11 protein-coding genes and 3 pseudogenes are annotated in these 16,947 nt (G+C 66.1%); 3 read left to right on the forward strand and 11 right to left on the reverse strand.

The window, feature by feature from the left end; all coding sequences use genetic code 11:
* The first annotated feature begins 47 nt into the window (after positions 1–47).
* Both HWX36_RS26295 and HWX36_RS26300 read left to right on the forward strand, forming a co-directional pair.
* Entirely contained in the window at positions 48–284 is a 237-nt protein-coding gene (locus tag HWX36_RS26295; RefSeq protein ID WP_175956087.1) for a hypothetical protein, read from the forward strand.
* Between the two features lie 282 nt (positions 285–566).
* Positions 567–1,645: pseudogene (locus HWX36_RS26300) on the forward strand (cholesterol oxidase substrate-binding domain-containing protein); the annotation flags it as partial.
* A 176-nt stretch (positions 1,646–1,821) separates the two neighbouring features.
* Here the strand turns inward: HWX36_RS26300 and HWX36_RS37355 are convergent.
* The 4 genes and pseudogenes from HWX36_RS37355 to HWX36_RS26315 all read right to left on the reverse strand — a co-directional run.
* Positions 1,822–1,923, reverse strand: a pseudogene (locus HWX36_RS37355) (IS6 family transposase); the annotation flags it as partial.
* A gap of 273 nt (positions 1,924–2,196) precedes the next feature.
* The gene (locus HWX36_RS26305) at positions 2,197–2,427 is read right to left on the reverse strand and encodes a hypothetical protein (protein WP_175956089.1); all 231 of its coding nucleotides are present in this window, start codon (positions 2,425–2,427) and stop codon (positions 2,197–2,199) included.
* 351 nt (positions 2,428–2,778) lie between these two features.
* Positions 2,779–2,937 (reverse strand): hypothetical protein, encoded by a 159-nt coding sequence (locus HWX36_RS37360; RefSeq protein ID WP_244136519.1) that lies wholly within the window; start codon positions 2,935–2,937, stop codon positions 2,779–2,781.
* Positions 2,938–3,064: 127 nt separating this feature from the next.
* Positions 3,065–3,372 (reverse strand): annotated as a pseudogene (locus HWX36_RS26315) (PDDEXK nuclease domain-containing protein); the annotation flags it as partial.
* A 578-nt stretch (positions 3,373–3,950) separates the two neighbouring features.
* Here HWX36_RS26315 and HWX36_RS26320 point away from each other — a divergent pair.
* Positions 3,951–4,940: a patatin-like phospholipase family protein gene (locus tag HWX36_RS26320; RefSeq protein WP_175956091.1), complete on the forward strand. Its 990-nt coding sequence runs from the start codon at positions 3,951–3,953 to the stop codon at positions 4,938–4,940.
* A 147-nt stretch (positions 4,941–5,087) separates the two neighbouring features.
* Here the strand turns inward: HWX36_RS26320 and HWX36_RS26325 are convergent, their stop codons facing one another.
* From HWX36_RS26325 to HWX36_RS26355, 7 genes are read right to left on the reverse strand one after another with little or no spacing between them, the layout of a single operon-like run.
* Positions 5,088–8,249, reverse strand: a complete 3,162-nt coding sequence (locus HWX36_RS26325) for a multidrug efflux RND transporter permease subunit (protein ID WP_175956093.1) — start codon at positions 8,247–8,249, stop codon at positions 5,088–5,090.
* A 21-nt stretch (positions 8,250–8,270) separates the two neighbouring features.
* Positions 8,271–9,632: a metallopeptidase TldD-related protein gene (locus HWX36_RS26330; protein WP_175956095.1), complete on the reverse strand. Its 1,362-nt coding sequence runs from the start codon at positions 9,630–9,632 to the stop codon at positions 8,271–8,273.
* Entirely contained in the window at positions 9,632–11,083 is a 1,452-nt protein-coding gene (locus tag HWX36_RS26335) for a TldD/PmbA family protein (protein WP_175956097.1), read from the reverse strand. The genes HWX36_RS26330 and HWX36_RS26335 overlap by 1 nt, the downstream gene beginning before the upstream one ends.
* Complete coding sequence (locus HWX36_RS26340) at positions 11,076–12,719, reverse strand: dipeptide ABC transporter ATP-binding protein (protein WP_175956099.1); 1,644 nt, start codon at positions 12,717–12,719, stop codon at positions 11,076–11,078. Before HWX36_RS26340 ends, HWX36_RS26335 begins: the two co-directional genes overlap by 8 nt.
* Positions 12,719–13,831, reverse strand: coding sequence for an ABC transporter permease (locus tag HWX36_RS26345; RefSeq protein WP_175956101.1), 1,113 nt, complete (start codon positions 13,829–13,831; stop codon positions 12,719–12,721). The genes HWX36_RS26340 and HWX36_RS26345 overlap by 1 nt, the downstream gene beginning before the upstream one ends.
* Positions 13,785–14,837 carry an ABC transporter permease subunit gene (locus HWX36_RS26350; protein ID WP_175956103.1) on the reverse strand — a complete coding sequence of 351 codons (1,053 nt, stop codon included), beginning with the start codon at positions 14,835–14,837 and terminating at the stop codon, positions 13,785–13,787. The genes HWX36_RS26345 and HWX36_RS26350 overlap by 47 nt, the downstream gene beginning before the upstream one ends.
* A gap of 13 nt (positions 14,838–14,850) precedes the next feature.
* Complete coding sequence (locus HWX36_RS26355) at positions 14,851–16,773, reverse strand: extracellular solute-binding protein (protein ID WP_175956105.1); 1,923 nt, start codon at positions 16,771–16,773, stop codon at positions 14,851–14,853.
* Positions 16,774–16,947: the final 174 nt, after the last annotated feature.

Raw genomic sequence — 16,947 nt, forward strand, 5'->3', positions numbered from 1 at the left:
GGCTAGCGGCGCGGATTCGCTCACTCGCCCCAGCTCGAGGAGACGACGTGGACAGCATTTCCGATGAATATGACACCGCCATTTCATGGCGCGCATCGAAAACGGTTGCTCAGGATATTCCTGGAATCGCAACAATCACGATCGTAGATACTTCAATCCGCCACCGACGAGAGACCTTATTCCGCCTCCAGATTGCTTGCTGCAACGAATGCAAGTTGCCAACCTTTGCTCGCCGCAATCATGGAATCATTGGATTATTTGAAAATAGCTCGAAATTTATTTAATTATCCAAAAATCTGAAACCAGGAATTTTCAACACTTCATTATCCGGCGAACGCCGGAAATGGCACCGTCACGCCCGCGCCAGCCAAACGTCACGGCAACCGTCCGGTTATGGATTGGCAACCATGGCGACGCGCCGCGAGATATTCACGGATGCATTGTTTTCAATCCCGGCCAGTCAACGCGCGATTCGTCATGCGCATCCATTCCGCCGAACCGGCGCCATTCGCGGTCGCCACGCATTGCCTTCGATCTTCGAACCATTTCAAGCGTTGGAGCAGAGCATGAATCACCATTTCCGAGACGAAACCACGCCGCGTCGTGCGTTCCTCGCCGACATAGCCAAGCTCGCGGCAGCCGGCGGCGTTGCCGGCTGGACGCCGATCTATCAGGTTGCGGCGCACGCGGCGTCGGCCGGCGCAACGCCGCCCGGCTTCCCCGCCGACATCCCGCTCTACAGGCAGGCATTCCGGAACTGGAGCGGCGAGATCGTCGTGCAGGACGTGTGGACCGCCGCGCCCCGCTCCGCCAACGATGTCGTTGCGACGGTCAACTGGGCGCGCGCCAACGGCTATCGGGTACGCCCGCGCGGCCACATGCACAACGGGTCGCCGCTGACGCCCGATCCGGGCGCCGCCCCCGCCAACGTCGTGCTGCCCGACACGGCGCAGTCGTTGACCGCGGTGTCCGTCGATACGTCGACGCGCCCGGCGCGGGTCACCGCACAAACGGGCATCTCGCTGGACACGCTGCTCGCGAAGCTCGAGGATTACGGGCTCGGCTTCGTCGCCGTGCCCGCGCCGGGTGACATTACGCTTGGCGACGCGCACGCGATCGACGCGCACGGCACCCCGTGCCCGCGGTCGGCGAAACCCTGAAGCCCGGCCACACCTACGGTTCGCTGAGCAACCTGGTGCTCGCGCTGACCGCAGTCGTGTTCGATCCCGCCAGCCGGCAATACGTGCTCAGCGCAACGATCCGGACATTGGTGCATTCCTCACGCACATCGGCCGGGCGTTCGTCGTCGAGGTCACGCTGATGGCCGGACCGATCCAGCGGCTGCGCTGCCAGAGCCACATCGACATTCTGGCCTCCGAACTGTTCTCGGCCAACGCCGGGCAGCGGCGCACCGTCGCATCGTTTCTCGATCGGGCGGGCCGGCTCGAAGCGCTCTGGTTCCCGTTCACGACGTGCCCATGGCCCAAGGTCTGGACCTCGACACCCAGCAAGCCCCTGCTGTCCCGCCCCGTCACGCCCCGTCACGCAGCCGTACAACTACCCGTTCTCCGATTCGATTCCGCAATCGCTGCCGGATCTCGTCAAGTGGATCATCCTCGGCGGCGAAGGCGCGCTGACGCCGCTGAGCAGGTACGCGCGATAGAACGCCAGCGCCTCGTCATTGGCGCGTAGGCACTTGAGCCGCTAACGCAGCGCTGGCGGCAGCGTCAACTTGTCGAGCTGCCACGTACTTCCCGGTTTGCGTCGCACCGCTTTCGCTCGATGAGCAGAACTCGTACCAAACTTGTCGCACCGGCATCGGATCGTTTCGTATGTCACGATCACGCGGCGCTCGAAAAGCAATTCCTCGATGTCGCGCGGGCTCAACGAGAAGCGGAAATACCATCGAACAGCGCAGCCGATGACACCCGCCGGGAAACGATGACCGTGATGGAGCGATTTCGATTTCTTCGTCGCGCCATCTTATCCGGCGGGTCATGCAACCTGACAACGCCGAAGGCCCATATGAAGCTTACCCCCGTTGCGATCGACATCGCACAGTCTCTGTTTTGGGCGAGCGGCAAGCGTTGCCGCCCGGGATCCGTCTACCCCGGTAGAACGCAGCAAAATCAAGAGGGAGATCCGGCAGCGAGAACCACCCCTCGCATTGTTCATTGACACCGGGCTCCGACCTTCTCATTTGTTCACGTTCTCGCAGCTCGTTGGGCCATCGCCCCAGCTCTTACCTCCACCATTCTTGCACTGCTGTTTGGTGTATTGCCCCGGCGGTTGACCTTTCGGCAGCTTTCCGTCAGCGGGGCAATTGTGGTGGAAATAGCAGAAAGACTTTTGAGCGGCGCCAGCTTCTCCGTTAAAAACAAGGCAGGCCATTAAAGTCAGAAAGAGGATCTTGGCAATAGATGGCATGTCGGCTCTCCAAAGGTTGAAAAGTAACGAGCTGAGAGGCGGCCTCGCTTGTTCGGGCAGTTTCTGAGATTTTCAAGTGAAATTTCATAAAAAATCATGCTACCGATTTAATCGCAGGCAGCGTCGCGAGGTATGCCCCGCAAAAACTGAAACAATACGAGAAATCATCGACAAACTGATTGCTTATTTCCATGCAAATTACTCGCATCGACTGGAAAGCATATAACGTAAAAAGTGAACGTCAAGTGCTATTTTGACTGGCCAACGTCGCCCCCTACCGACGAGTTGCTTGCGACAGCTCGGCGCGTCTCCATCTGGTATCGGAGCTAGTACAACATCCGTCAAATAGCTTTAATAGTTATCCGGCTGCAAATAAGGCTGCAGGAGCGTGACGACGACGTCGGCCATCTCGTCGAGCGAACCTGTGCCCGGCAGCGGCTCCCATCGTCCAGTGTGGCTGCGAAAGGCGGCACTATAACGATTGCGGGCGAGTTCGGCAAAGCGCGCCACAACAGTCTATTCCTCATCATCGAGGCGTTTGATCAGCAGGTACCGACCGTAGCCTTGTGTGACGATCTGCTCATGGCCGAGCAAGCTGTGCAGTTTGCGCTGAAATTCGGCCGCGTAATGTTTGGTGGAACGGCGTCGTTTTCAGCTCGACGACATAGCAGCGAAGCTTTAGATGGCAGAAGAGCAGATCGATGAAAACTCATCGCCGCCGACCTCAAGCCCGTACTGACGTCCAACGAATGCGAACCCGGCGCCCAGTTCAAGAAGGAAACTTGTAATGTGCTGAGTGAGCGCACGTTCGACGTCGCGCTCCTGGGCATTCTCGGTCGGACCAAGGAAGTCAAAAATATAAGGGGCCTTGAGCGCATCGCGGGCGAGAACCGGCTGCGGAGGCGGCAGCCGGTCGGTGAAATTTGTCACGGCGTTGCCAACGCGCCATTCACTTAACCTTCTTCAAATCCCTTGTCATCCGCCATTCCATTTCCTATAAATCACTAGTGTCAAAACGATTGATAATAAAAAAGATACGCAAGACCTTTGATTCTTCGACGGGAATCCCATGACCAACCCGAAAAATCAAAAACGGTGAAATTTTTCACGGACAGCACATTTCACGCCTCCCGGTTTCCGGTAAACCATTAAAAACCGGGTATTCGACGAACCAACGTTCCGGCATGCCCCGGCCGACGCGGCGGCGTCCGGCCTAGGCACCATCGCGGCCGATCTGCGATCGCCCGACCGGATCGGAGAACGACGGAATTCGCCGGCATCGCGGCCTTTGACGATGCCGGTGCTCCATGCGTCCGAAGCGCATGCGACTGTTATTCGAAGGCACGGGGAAACATCCAGCCTCTTCAAGGTTAAGGTGAAAAAATGAATCGCAATCCAATTGAAAACACGCCGCACGGGACCTTTTCCGAATTCGCCAATACCGCGCCATTTTCCGCCGCCCGGGCGGGATGCCTGCCGGGCTGAGCTTTCATCTTCAATCCCACCACAAAAGGGGAAGCACGATGACTTTCAAGATTCTCAGTTGCGATGGCGGCGGTATCCGGGGATTGATCACCGCCCTGCTCATCCAGGACCTCGATCGGCGCAGCCGGATCATCGAGCGAGCGGACGGCTTTGCCGGTACCTCCACGGGTGGCCTGATCGCCCTGGGGCTGGCGCGCGGCGCGTCCATTTCCGAAATCGTCGATATCTACAGGACGAAGGGTCCGGTGATCTTTCGGAAAAACCCGGCGTGGCTGGCGCAACAGCAAGCGCTCGAACAAACTGCCGTCCTGGCTGGACCCGGCCTGACCGCATGCCAGTATGTCAACACCGGGCTGCTGGAGATAGCCAGGTCGCTGCTCGGAAACCGCAAGCTGACCGATCTGTCCCGCTTCGTCGCGATCAATTCGGCGCGCCTGTGGGATCCGCAGACCAAGAGCTGGGCTCCGTGTACCTTCTCCAACGGAAATGGCAACGCCTATCGCAACATCGGCGGCGTCGACGCCGCACTGGCGACATCGGCCGCGCCGACGTATTTCCCGCCTTACGAAATCGCCGGGCTCGGCTATTTCGCCGACGGTGGCGTATTTGCAAACAATCCTTCCATCTCCGCCATTGCCGAGGCGCTGGCCAGCGGCCGCACAAGCAATCTGGATGATGCGCGCCTGCTGTCCCTCGGCACCGGAACCAGCCCCGAGGGCATTCTCCCGAACGCGGTCGGCAATCCGTTGAACTGGGGCATTTCGACCTGGCTGTGGCCGCTCGAATACCGGGGCGTGCCGGCAGCGGCGCTGCTCGGGATGACGATGGATACGACGGCAACGATCGCGGCACGACAGGCCGAGCAGATACTGAATACGCACTACCGGCGAGGCAATTTCGTTCTCGGTCAATCGATCGGGCTGGACGACTGGCAAAAGGTGCCGGAGCTGGAGCAGGAAACCCTGGCGTACATGAAATCCGCCGAGTGGCAACAGGTTTGCCAGTGGGTCGAGCAATACTGGCGCTGATCGCGCAACGATCGCCACACTTCGTCGCAGTGCTTCCGTTGGTTTGCAGCGGTCGGTTTCCGGCACGCCGGAGAACCTCGATCCATCGAAGCTGGATCGTAAGCAGCCTCCTGCAGACTAACGGAGCGCGGCCGCCACCGCGCCCGCTCACTCCCGAACCGTCTCCACCCGACGCGCATCGTGCGTGGCCGTCCCCGCGCGCCGACCACGTCGGCCCACCGATGCGACAACCCGAAACGCCACCGGCGCGAACACGAGCCCGAACATCGTCGCCGCCAGCACGCCCCCGAAGGCGCCCGTGCCGATCGACCGCCGGCTTTCCGCGCCCGCGCCCGTCGCCAGCACGAGCGGCACGACCCCGAGCAGGAACGCCATCGACGTCATCACGATCGGCCGGAAGCGCGCCGCGGCCGCATCGACCACCGCCTGTCGCAACGGCACGCCGCGCCCGGCCAGGTCACGCGCGTACTGCACGATCAGGATCGCGTTCTTCGCCGCCAGCCCGACCACGGTGATCATCCCGACCTTGAAATACACGTCGTTCGGCATGCCGCGCGCGAGCGCCGCCGCGATCGCGCCGATCATGCCGAGCGGCACGATCGTCAGCACGGACAGCGGAATCGTCCAGCTTTCGTACAGCGCGGCCAGCGCCATGAAAACCGCGAGCACGGAGAGCCCGACGAGCAGCGGCGTCTGCCGCGCGGCGATCTGCTCCTCGCGCGCCGCATCGACCCAGTCGAAGCCGATCCCGGCCGGCAGCGCACCGGCAAGCCGCTCCATCTCCGCCATCGCCGCGCCGGAACTCGTGCCGGTCGCCGCCCGGCCGCTGATGTCGAGCGACGGATAACCGTTGTACCGGTTCAGCATCACCGGCCCGATCGTCCAGTGCGGCGCGGCAATGGCCGACAGCGGCACCATGTCGCCGGTGCGGTTCGGCACGGTCAGCGCCATCAGCTGCGTATCGGTCGCACGCGCTTCCGGATCGGCCTCGATGATCACCCGCCGCATCCGGCCCGACGCCGGAAAGTCGTTGATGTAGTTCGAGCCGAACGTGCCGCCGAGCAGCCCCGCGATCCGCTCGAACGGCACGCCGAGCGCATACGCCTTCGCACGATCGACATCGAGCTCGATGCGCGGCGCGTCCGGCAGGTCCTCGAAATGCACGGCGGACAGCAACGGATCGGCCTTCGCGCGCTCGGCAAGCTGCTCGCGGGCCGCCTTCAACGCGTCGAGCCCGACTCCGCCGCGATCCTCGAGCCGGAACGTGAAGCCGTCCGAATGCCCGATGCCGCGCACCGAAGGCGGCAGCGCCGCTTCGACATCGCCGTCGAGGATCGCACCGAAACGCGCGTTGAGCCGGTCGCGCAACGCCGTCGCGTCGACGTCGCGCTTCGCCCAGTCCTTCAGTTCCACGAACGCCATCCCGACGTTCTGCCCGCTGCCCGCGAAACTCCAGCCGATCACGCTCGTCACGTTCGCGATCGCCGGCTCCCCGTGCAGGATGGCCTCCACACGCTCGACGACCGCGAGCGTGCGCGCCTGCGTGGCGCCCGCCGGCAACTGGATCATCACCTGCAGTTGGCCCTGGTCCTCGGTCGGCAGGAAGCCGCCCGGCATCATCCAGTACAGCAGCCCGCATCCGATCACGAGCGCCGCATAGACGGCTACGACCACGCCGGTGCGGCGCACGGCAAACACGGCGACACGGCGATAACCGGTTTCGGCACGCGCGAAGGCCGCACCGAACCGGTCGGCCAGGCGCGCGCCGATGCCGCGTCGCCGCGTACGGCCGGCGCCGCCATCGTGTCGTGCGACCGGCTTCAGCAGGTTCGCGCACAGCGCGGGCGTGAGCGACAGCGCCATGAACGACGACACCAGCATCGACGCGATCATCGCGACCGCGAACTGCCGGTAGATGCCGCCCACGCTGCCCGGGAAAAACGCCATCGGCACGAACACGGCGGTCAGCACCGCGGTCACGCCGACGATCGCCCCGCCGATCCGCTTCATGGCCCGGCGCGTGGCGTCACGCGGTGGCACGCCCCCCTCCATCACCCGGTGCACGCTCTCGACGACGACGATCGCATCGTCGACCAGGATGCCGATCGCCAGCACGAGGCCGAACATCGTGAACACGTTGATCGACAGCCCGAACGCCCACATCGCGACGAACGCGCCCATCAGCGTGACCGGAATCACGACGGTCGGCACCAACGTGTAGCGCAGGTCGCGCAGGAACAGCCACATCACGCAGAACACCAGCACGACGGCCTCGACGAGCGTCAGCACGACTTCGTGGATCGCGATCTTGACGAAGTGCGCGCCGTCGAACGGAATCTCGACCGCCACGCCCGGCGGCAGCGTCCGCGAAAGTTCCGCGAGCCGCGCGCGGATCGCATTCGACGTTTCGAGCGCATTACCGCGCGGGCCGAGCTGGATGCCGACCGTCGCGGCTGGCCGGCCGTTCAGCCGCGAATAGAACGAATAGTCGTCGCGGCCGATCTCGACGCGCGCGACGTCGGCCACGCGCACCACCGAGCCGTCCTGTTTCGACTTCAGCACGATCCGGCCGAACTCCTCGGGCGACGTAAGCTGGCCCTTGACCACGACTGTCGCGGTGAGCTGCTGGCCGCGCACGAACGGCGCGTCGCCGATCGCGCCGGCCGTGACCGTCGCGTTCTGCGCGCCGATTGCCGCGATCACGTCATCGGCGCCGAGAGCGTACTCGCGCAACTTGACCGGATCGAGCCAGACCCGCAGCGCCTCGTCGGCATCCCACAGCTCGGCCGCACCGACACCCGGCGCACGCTTGAGCTCGCGCAGGACGTAACGGTTCAGGTAATCGCCGAGCTGCGCGGAATCGCGCGTGCCGTCGGTCGACGTCAGCGTGACGAGCATCAGGAACGTGTTCGCCGCCTTGAACACGCCGATCCCCTGCTGGACGACCTGCTGCGGCAGCCGCGGCTCGACCTGCTTCAACCGGTTGTTGACGTCGACGAGCGCGATGTTCGGATCGGTGCCCGGCGAAAACGTCACGTCGATCTCGAGGTTGCCGTGGCCGTCGCTGCTCGTCTCGTAGTACAGCAGGCCGTCGGCGCCGTCGAGGCTTTCCTCGATGATGCTGCCGACGTCCGCATCGACCGTCTCGGTCGACGCGCCCGGGTAGGACGCGGTGATCACGACCCGCGGCGGCGCCAGGCGCGGATACTGCGCGATCGGCAGCTGCGGAATGGCCAGCACGCCCGCGACGACGATCGCGAGCGCGACGATCCACGCAAATACCGGACGGTCGATGAAGAATGACGGCATCGGCGAGTGTCGGCGAACGCGCTACAGCGTGAGCTCGAACGAACGCGCGAGCAGCCCCGGCAGCTGCGCGCCTCCGGTGGCCCGCTCGCCGTACGTGTCGTCGTTCGCGAGCAGCGCCGGCGCCGCGCCGAGCTGCTCGAGCGCCGACCCGAACAGCCGGTAGAAGCTGTCGTCGAACCGCATCGCGTCGACCGGCGCGACGATGCGCCCGCCTTCGACCCAGAACGTCGCGAAGCGCGTCATCCCCGTCATCCGGCAGGCGATCGGGTCCGAGAAGTTCAGGTACCAGAGGTTGCCGACGTAGAGCCCCGTATCGAGCGCGGCCAGCACGTCGGCATCGGCGAGCGTGCCGCCCGCGATCGTCAGCGACTGCGGCGATTCGGCGTTGTCCGCGCCGTTCGGCGTGCGCCCGTGCTCGCGCGCGGTGCGTGCGCATACGAGCTGCCCGGCGCCCCGCCCTTCGACGACGAGCGGCACGCTGTCGCGCCGGTAGCCGTCCGCGTTGAACGCCGGCGCGATGCCCAGCGAGAAATCCTCGGTGATCGACACGCGCGGATCGAGCGCGACCTCGCCGGCGTACAGGCGATGCAGCGGGCTGCGGGCGCTCGCCACGGCGCGCGCCGAGAAGCCGCTCCAGCCGAGCAGGCTCGTCATCTCGTGAACGGCGTCCGGCGCGAAATATGCGCGGTAGCGCCCGGGCGCAAGCGCCTTCGGCGTGCGGCCGAGTACGGGCAGCCGCGCGGCGGCCGCCTCGACCCGGGCCGCGAACGCCGCATCGCTCCAGTCGTCGCCCGCATAGACAGTCTTGATCGCGCGGCCGCTCGGGTCGTACAGCGACCAGCTGAAGTTGAAATTCTCGACCTCGTACCAGCCGCGGCTGCCGGTCGACGATGCGAAGCCGCGCGCCAGCGTGCCGCCCGCGTAAAAGCCGACGAAGTCGAGCCCGCGCGCGCATTCGGCCACGATTCGCGCGAGCCCGTCCGCATCCGGCAGGCGCCCGGTGCGGCGCGTTTCCTGCACCCACGACGCGGTATCGAACAGCAGGTGCGGGTCGTCCTGCGCATCGCGCAGGCCGTCGCGCAACACGGCAACCGCGTCCGCCAGTTCGCGCAGGTCGGCCGCCGGATCGCCGCAGACGGTCAGCGTCGAGTGCGCCTGTCGCGCCCCGTCGACGAGCCGCACGGACAGCCGCCCCTGCGTGACGCGCCCGGTCTGGCGAATCCTGCCGCCATTGAAGCGGATGAAATCGGACGTTTCGCCGGAGAAGCCGAGCAGCACGGTTTCGGCCGGCGTCGTCAGCCGTTGCGCGTCCTCGGCGAGCCGCGTGAAATACGCGTACCAGTCGATTCCGCCACGGCGTGCCATCGGATCGAATCCCGTCATCACGCGCCTCCGAATACGTCGACGCCGGCGAACACGCAGGCCGGCGCGGCGTGGCCGACGCGGATGATCTGCGCAGGCTCGCCCTTCCCGCAGTACGGCGTGCCGTAGATGCCGAACGTGCTCGCATCGCCGACCGCGCGCAGGCTGCGCCAGAACTGGGCGGAGATGCCGCGGTAGTTCGGGCGCTTGACGACCTGCGTGAGCCGGCCGTTCTCGATCAGTTGCCCGAATTCGCAGCCGAACTGGAATTTGTTGCGGTGGTCGTCGATCGACCAGGACGTGTTGGTCCGCATCAGGATCCCGTGCTCGGTGCCCGCGACCAGCGCATCGAGCGACTGGTCGCCGGGCTCGACGTTCAGGTTCGCCATCCGGTCGATCGGCGCGCGGTTCCAGCTCGACGCGCGCGAGTTGGCCACGCCCGGCAGGCCCGCACGCTGCTGCGACAGCGCCCCGCCGAGCAGCCGTTCGAGCACGCCGTTGCGGATCAGGTATTGCTTGCGCGCCGGCGTGCCGTCGTCGTCGAACGCGTACGACGCGGCTTCGGTCGTCGGCTCCGGATCGAACGTGACGTTCAGCAGCGGCGAGCCGTATTGATAGTGGCCGACCATCTCCGGCCTGACGAAGCTCGATCCGGCGAAGTTGCGTTCGTCGCCGAGAATCCGGTCGAGCTCGAGCGGATGGCCGATCGACTCGTGGATCTGCAGCATCATCTGGTCCGGCATCAGCAGCAGGTCGCGCCGGCCGGTCGGGCAGTTCGGCGCGGCGAGCAACTGCAGCGCCTCGTCGGCAACACGAGCGCCGGCGCCGTCGAAGCCGTAGCGCGCCAGCACGTCGATGCCGCCCTGCGCGAGCGTGCCCGATTGGCCGAGCGAGCGCGTCTGCGTGTCGCCGTCGCCATGGGCAACGGCCTGCAGTTCGGGCATCAGGAAGCGGAAGCGCTGGTCGATCCGCACGCCGTCGCTCGTCACGTAGCACTGCTCGGTGTGCACGATCATCACGCTCGCCGCGCGCTCGACGATGCGTGCGCCGAGGTTCGCCGCCGCGCATTCGTGCGCGAGACGCTCGATCCATTCCGCGCGCGACGGCAGCGCCGCGTCGACATCCGGCGACGCATACGTGCCGCTCGCCTGCGGGCGCGCAGCCTGACGATGATCGACCAGCGCCCACGGCGCGCTGGCCCGCGCCCGCGCGGTGGCGATGTCGAGCGCCGCCTGCAGCCCGGCCGCGGACAGGTCGGGCGTCGCCGCATAGCCCGCGCCCGCGCCGGCCCAGGCCGTCAGCATCGCGCCGCGCTCGCGGGTCCGAGAAAACGGCTGCGCGACGTCGTTGCGCACCGCATGTTCGTCGATCGTCTCGTCGACGATGCGCAGCGACCAGAAATCGGCGTCGCTGCGCAACGCCTGCGCCGCCTGCACGGCTCGGGCGCCCGGCGCCCGGTTCTCGTCAATCATCGGTTCTCTCTTGCCTCTGCTGCGGGCCGCGCTCGGGCGCCAGCATGGACGACGCGAGCAACGCCCGCGTATACGGATGGGACGGCGCGTGCAGCACGTCGAGCGTCTCGCCCGCCTCGACCACGCGCCCCGCCTTCATCACGACGACCCGGTGGGCCATCGCGCGCATCACCGCCAGATCGTGCGTGATGAACAGGTAGCTGAGTTTGTACTTCTTTTGAAGATTCGTCAGCAGATTCAGCACCTGCTTCTGGATCGATACGTCGAGCGCGCTCGTCGGCTCGTCGAGCACCAGCAGCTCCGGCTCCACCGCCAGCGCCCGCGCGATCGCGATCCGCTGCCGCTGCCCGCCGGAAAACTCGTGCGGATAGCGCAGCATCGCCTCGGCCGGCAGGCCGACCTCCTGCAGCAGCGCGGCGATCCGCGCCCGCCGCGCGTCGCCGGCCACCTGCGGCCGGTGCACGCCCAGCCCTTCGCCGACGATCTGCTCGACCGTCATGCGCGGCGACAGCGAGCCGAACGGATCCTGGAACACCACCTGCATGCGGCCGTACAGCGTGCGCCGGCCCTGCGTCGTGCGCAGCGACGCCAGCGGCATGCCGTCGATCTCGATCCCGCCCGACGCCGGCCGCTGCAGGCCGAGCACGGCGGCCGCAAGCGTCGATTTCCCCGAGCCCGACTCGCCGACGATCCCGAGCGTTTCGCCGCGCTTCAGGCTCAGCTGCACGTCGTGCACGGCGCGAAACGTCGTCTTGCCGAGCACCGAGCGCCAGCCCTTTGCCGCGATCCGGTAGTCGACGGCGAGATGCCGCACGTCGAGGATCGTCTGCGCGCCGGCGGCGACCGGCTCGAGCGCCCGTTGCGGCGCGCTGTCGAGCAGCCGGCGCGTATACGGGTGCTGCGGCGCCGCGAACAGCTCGGCGGTCGTGTTGGTCTCCACCAGCACGCCCTTCTCCATCACGGCCACGCGCTGCGCGAAGCGCCGCACGAGGTTCAGGTCGTGCGTGATCAGCAGCACCGCCATCCCGCGCGCGGCGGCCTCCTGCTCCTGCAGTTCGATCAGCAGGTCGACGATCTGCTGGCGCACCGTCACGTCGAGCGCGGTGGTCGGCTCGTCGGCCAGCAGCAAGCGCGGCCGGCACGCCAGCGCCATCGCGATCATCGCGCGTTGCCGCTGCCCGCCCGACAGTTGATGCGGGAAGCTGTCGATGCGGCGCTCCGGCTCCGGAATCCCGGTGCGCCGCAGCAGCGCGATCCCGCGCTCGCGCGCGTCGCCGGGGCGCAACCCTTCGTGCAGCCGCAGGCTCTCGGCGATCTGTTTGCCGATCGTATACAGCGGATTGAGCGCCGTCATCGGCTCCTGGAACACCATCGCGATATCGGCGCCGCGAATCCCGCGCATCTGCTGCTCGGTCTTCGCGAGCAGATCCTCGCCGTCGAACAGCATCCGCCCCGACAGCGTCGCCTGCTGCGCGAGCCGCAGGATCGCCAGCGCAGTCACGCTCTTTCCCGACCCCGACTCGCCGACGAGCGCCACGCGCTCGCCGCGGCCGATCGACAGGCTCAGGTCCTGGACGGCCGCGTTCGCGCCGAAATGCGCGGAAAACCCGTCGATCTGCAGCAACGGTCGCGTCATCACCGCCCTCCGCCGAATGCCGAACCGCGCGTGCGCGTGTCGAGCGCGTTGCGCAGCGCATCGCCCATGAAGGTGAGCAGCAGCAGCGTCACCACCAGCGCCGCGAACGCCGCGATCGAGATCCACCATGCATCCAGGTTGTTCTTGCCCTCCTGCAGCAGTTCGCCGAGGCTCGGCGTCGGCGGCGGCACGCCGAGGCCCAGGAAGTCGAGGCTCGTCAGCGACAGGATCGCCGCGCTCATCCGGAACGGCAGGAACGTGATCACCGGCGTGAGGCTGTTCGGCAGCACGTGGCGCCACATGATCTGCGCATTGCTCAGCCCCATCGTGCGCGCCGCTTTCACGTAGTCGAGCGCGCGATTGCGCAGGAATTCGGCGCGCACGTAGTCGGACAGCACGAGCCAGCCGAACATCGACAGCAGGATGAACAGCAGCCACAGCGACGGCGTGAAGATCGACGCGAAGATGATCAGCAGGTACAGGTCGGGCAACGCGCTCCAGATCTCGATCAGGCGCTGCCCGACCAGATCGGTGCGGCCGCCGTAGAAGCCCTGCAGCGCGCCCGTCAGCACGCCCACCAGCACGCCCGACACGGTCAGCGCGAACGCCATCAGCACCGACAGCCGGAACCCGTACAGCAGCCGCGCGAGCACGTCCCGCCCGAACTGGTCGGTGCCGAGCCAGTTGCTCGACGACGGCGGCGCCGGATACGGCCGCGACGCGAAATAGTCGATCGTGTCGTAGCGATAGCGGTTCGGCGGATAGATCGCGAAATTGCCGTGCGACTCGAGCTTCGTGCGGATATACGGATCGAGATAGTTCGTCATCGCGGGAAAATCGCCGCCGAACAGGGTTTCCGGATAGTCCTTCACGATCGGGAAGTAATAGTGCCCGTCGTAGCGCATGATCAGCGGCCGGTCGTTCGACAGCAGGTCCGCGCCGAGGCTGAGCGCGAACAGCACGGTGAAGATCACGAGGCTCCAGTACCCGAGCGGCTGCGCGCGAAAGCGCAGCCACGTGCGCCGCCACGGCGACGGCGAGGCCGCGCACGCGACGCACGCCGGGTCAGTGGTCCAGGCGGTTGAACTGGATGCGGGGGTCGACGAGGACATAGCAGATATCCGCGATGAGTTTGGTCAGCAGGCCGATCAGCGTGAACAGGAACAGCGAGCCGAGCACGACCGGATAGTCGCGGCGGATCACCGAGTCGTACGACAGTTGTCCCATGCCGTCGAGCGAGAACAGCGTCTCGATCAGCAGGTTGCCGTTCAGGAAGGCGCCGACGAACGCGGCCGGCAGCCCGGTGAGCAACGGGATCGCCGCGTTGCGCAGCACGTGCTTCCACAGCACGTCGCGCTCGGGCGCGCCCTTCGCGCGCGCGGTCAGCACGTACTGCCGGCCGATTTCCTCGAGGAACGTGTTCTTGGTCAGGATCGTGACGATCGCGAAATTGCCGACGACCGACGCGGTCACCGGCATCACGATGTGCCACAGATAGTCGAGCGCCTTGCCGATCAGCGTCAGGTCGTCGAAGTTGTCGGACGTGAGCCCGCGCATCGGGAACACCTGCCAGAACGTGCCGCCGCCGAACAGCATCAGCAGCAGCACGCCGAGCACGAAGCCCGGCACCGCGTAGCCGGCCAGCACCAGCACGCTCGTCACGGTGTCGAACCGCGACCCGTTGCGCACCGCCTTCGCGATGCCGAGCGGCACCGACACCAGGTACGTGAGGATCACCGTCCACATCCCGAGCGTGATCGACACCGGCAGCTTCGAGCGGATCACCGCCCACACGCTGCGATGCGCGAAATAGGACTGGCCGAGGTCGAACGTCGCATAGCTTTTCAGCATCAGCACGTAGCGTTCGAGCGGCGGCTTGTCGAAGCCGAACTGCTTGCGGATCTGCTCGATCTGCTGCGGATCGACGCCCTGGCTGCCGTGATAGCCGCCGCCTGCGCCGCCCGCCTCCCCGCCGCGCGCGCTGCCGTGGCGCAACTGCGCGAGCACCTGTTCGACCGGGCCGCCCGGCACGAACTGCGTCACCGCGAACGTGATCGTCACAACCCCGATCAGCGTCGGGATCATCAGCAGCAAGCGCCTGAGTATGTATGCCAGCATCGTCGTTCCTCCGTCAGGCGGCCGGCGCGGGTTTCGCCGCCGGCTGCTTCACGTACCAGTAGTCGATGATCCAGTCCTCGTACTGATAGGAGTCCGGCACGATCGCCGGGTGGCCGAGCGTCGCCTTGTACGCGATCCGTGCGTTCGGCAGGTAGTACTGCGGGATCAGCGCGTACAGGTTGATCAGCACGCGGTCGAGCGCGTGCGTGGCCGTCTCGAGATCGTCGAGCGTGTCGGCCGCGAGCGCCGCGCGGATCAGCGCATCGACGGCCTTCGACTTCACGCCCGGATGGTTCTCGGAGCCGGGCTGCGACGCGGCAGCGCTGCCGAAGCGGCGCGTCAGCTCCGCCCCCGGAATCGTCACGGGCAGGTAGATGTACGTCGTCATGTCGTACTCGAAATTGTCGAGGCGCTTCAGGTAGACCGCGCTGTCGATCTCGCGCAGGTACGCGTGGATGCCGAGCATCGCGAGCGCCTGCGTGTACGGCAGGATCAGGCGGTCCATGCCGGGCTGGTCGTCGATGATCTCGATCGTCATCGGCGTGCCGTTCGCGTCGCGCAGCGCGCCGTCGCGGTAATGCCAGCCGGCCTGCGCGAGCAGGTCGCGCGCTTGCTTCAGGTTCGCGCGCAGCGAGTTGGGCGGCAGCGTCGACGGCTGCTGGACCATCGGGCCGAACACCTCCGGCGGCAGCGTCGAGCGGAACGGCTCGAGCAGCGCGAGCTCCTTCTCGCTCGGCATGCCGGACGCCGCGAACGGGCTCGCCTCCCAGAAGCTGTTGGTCCGGCGGTATTGCCCGTAGAACATCATCCGGCTCATCCAGTCGAAATCGAATGCCAGCGCGAGCGCGTGCCGCACCCGCACGTCCTGGAACATCGGCTTGCGCATGTTCATCAGGAAGCCCTGCATCTGTGCGGGGCCGTCGGGAAACTCGCCGCGCTTGAGCATGCCGTTGCGGAAGTTCTTGCCGACATATTTGCGCGCCCACTGCGTCGCGCTGTATTCCATGCGCGCGTCGATGTCGCCGGCCTTGAACGCTTCGAGCGCCGTGTACTGGTCCAGGTACAGCTTGAACGACACGTGCGCGAAGCGGAACATGCCGCGTCGCGACGGCAGGTTCGCCGCCCAGTAATGCGGGTTGCGCACGTAGCTGATCTGCTTGTCGTTCTTGCGCTGGTCGATCAGGTACGCCCCGCTCGCGATCGGCGGCACGTTCGCGATCTGGTCGAACGGCGGTCGGGTGCCGTCCGCGCGCTGCCCCCATTTCGGCGAGAACACGGGCAGGTCGCCCGCGATCAGCGCGGCGTCGCGCTCCGCGTGCTTGAACTCGAAGCGCACCGTGTGGCCGTCGACCACCACCGCGCGCTTGATGATCGCGAACTGCGCGTTGTACAGCGGCGACGCCTGCGGGCTCGTCAGCGTGTCGAACGAATACCTGACGTCGGCCGCGGTGATCGGGTCGCCGTTCGAGAAGCGTGCGGCCGGGTTGATGTGGAACGTCGCCGACAGCCCGTCGGGCGCGACTTCGACGTCGTCGGCAATCAGCGCGTATTCGGAAGCGAGCTCGTCCCAGCTGCGCTGCATCAGCGTGTCGAACATCAGGTTCTTGATGTCCGGTGCGGGTGCGCCGCGCACGAGGAACGGGTTCAGCGAGTCGTAGCTCTGCGATTCGTCGTAGTTTTCGAACTGGAGCGTGCCGCTGTCCGGCGCGTCCGCATTCGCGTAGTCGAAATGCGCGAAGCCCGGCGGATATTTCGGATGGTCGTATTGCGAGATCGCCGGCACGGCGAGCGCGGCCTGCGGCATGACGCTGCCCGACACGAACCACGCGGCGCACGCGAGCAGCGCGGCGCGCATGGCGGTGTACATCAGCCTATGCGTGCGCTGCAGGTGCGAGTGGCGCGGCACGCGTGCCCGTCGCCCATTCAACAGTCTCATGGTCGGTCTGTCCGGAAGCGTGCGGGCGCGATGCCTGCACGCGGTCGATGTCGATGCCCGTGCCGGACGCCGCATGCCGGCCGCGTCCCGCTGATTTTTCATGCTGCTCACGATCGGATGCGTTGCGCCGTCTTGGCGCCAGGCGAAAAAAGGCCGCTCCGAAAAGGGGGTAGT

Origin of the sequence: Burkholderia sp. BCC0405, assembly GCF_902833075.1 — a bacterium.
Taxonomy (GTDB): domain Bacteria; phylum Pseudomonadota; class Gammaproteobacteria; order Burkholderiales; family Burkholderiaceae; genus Burkholderia.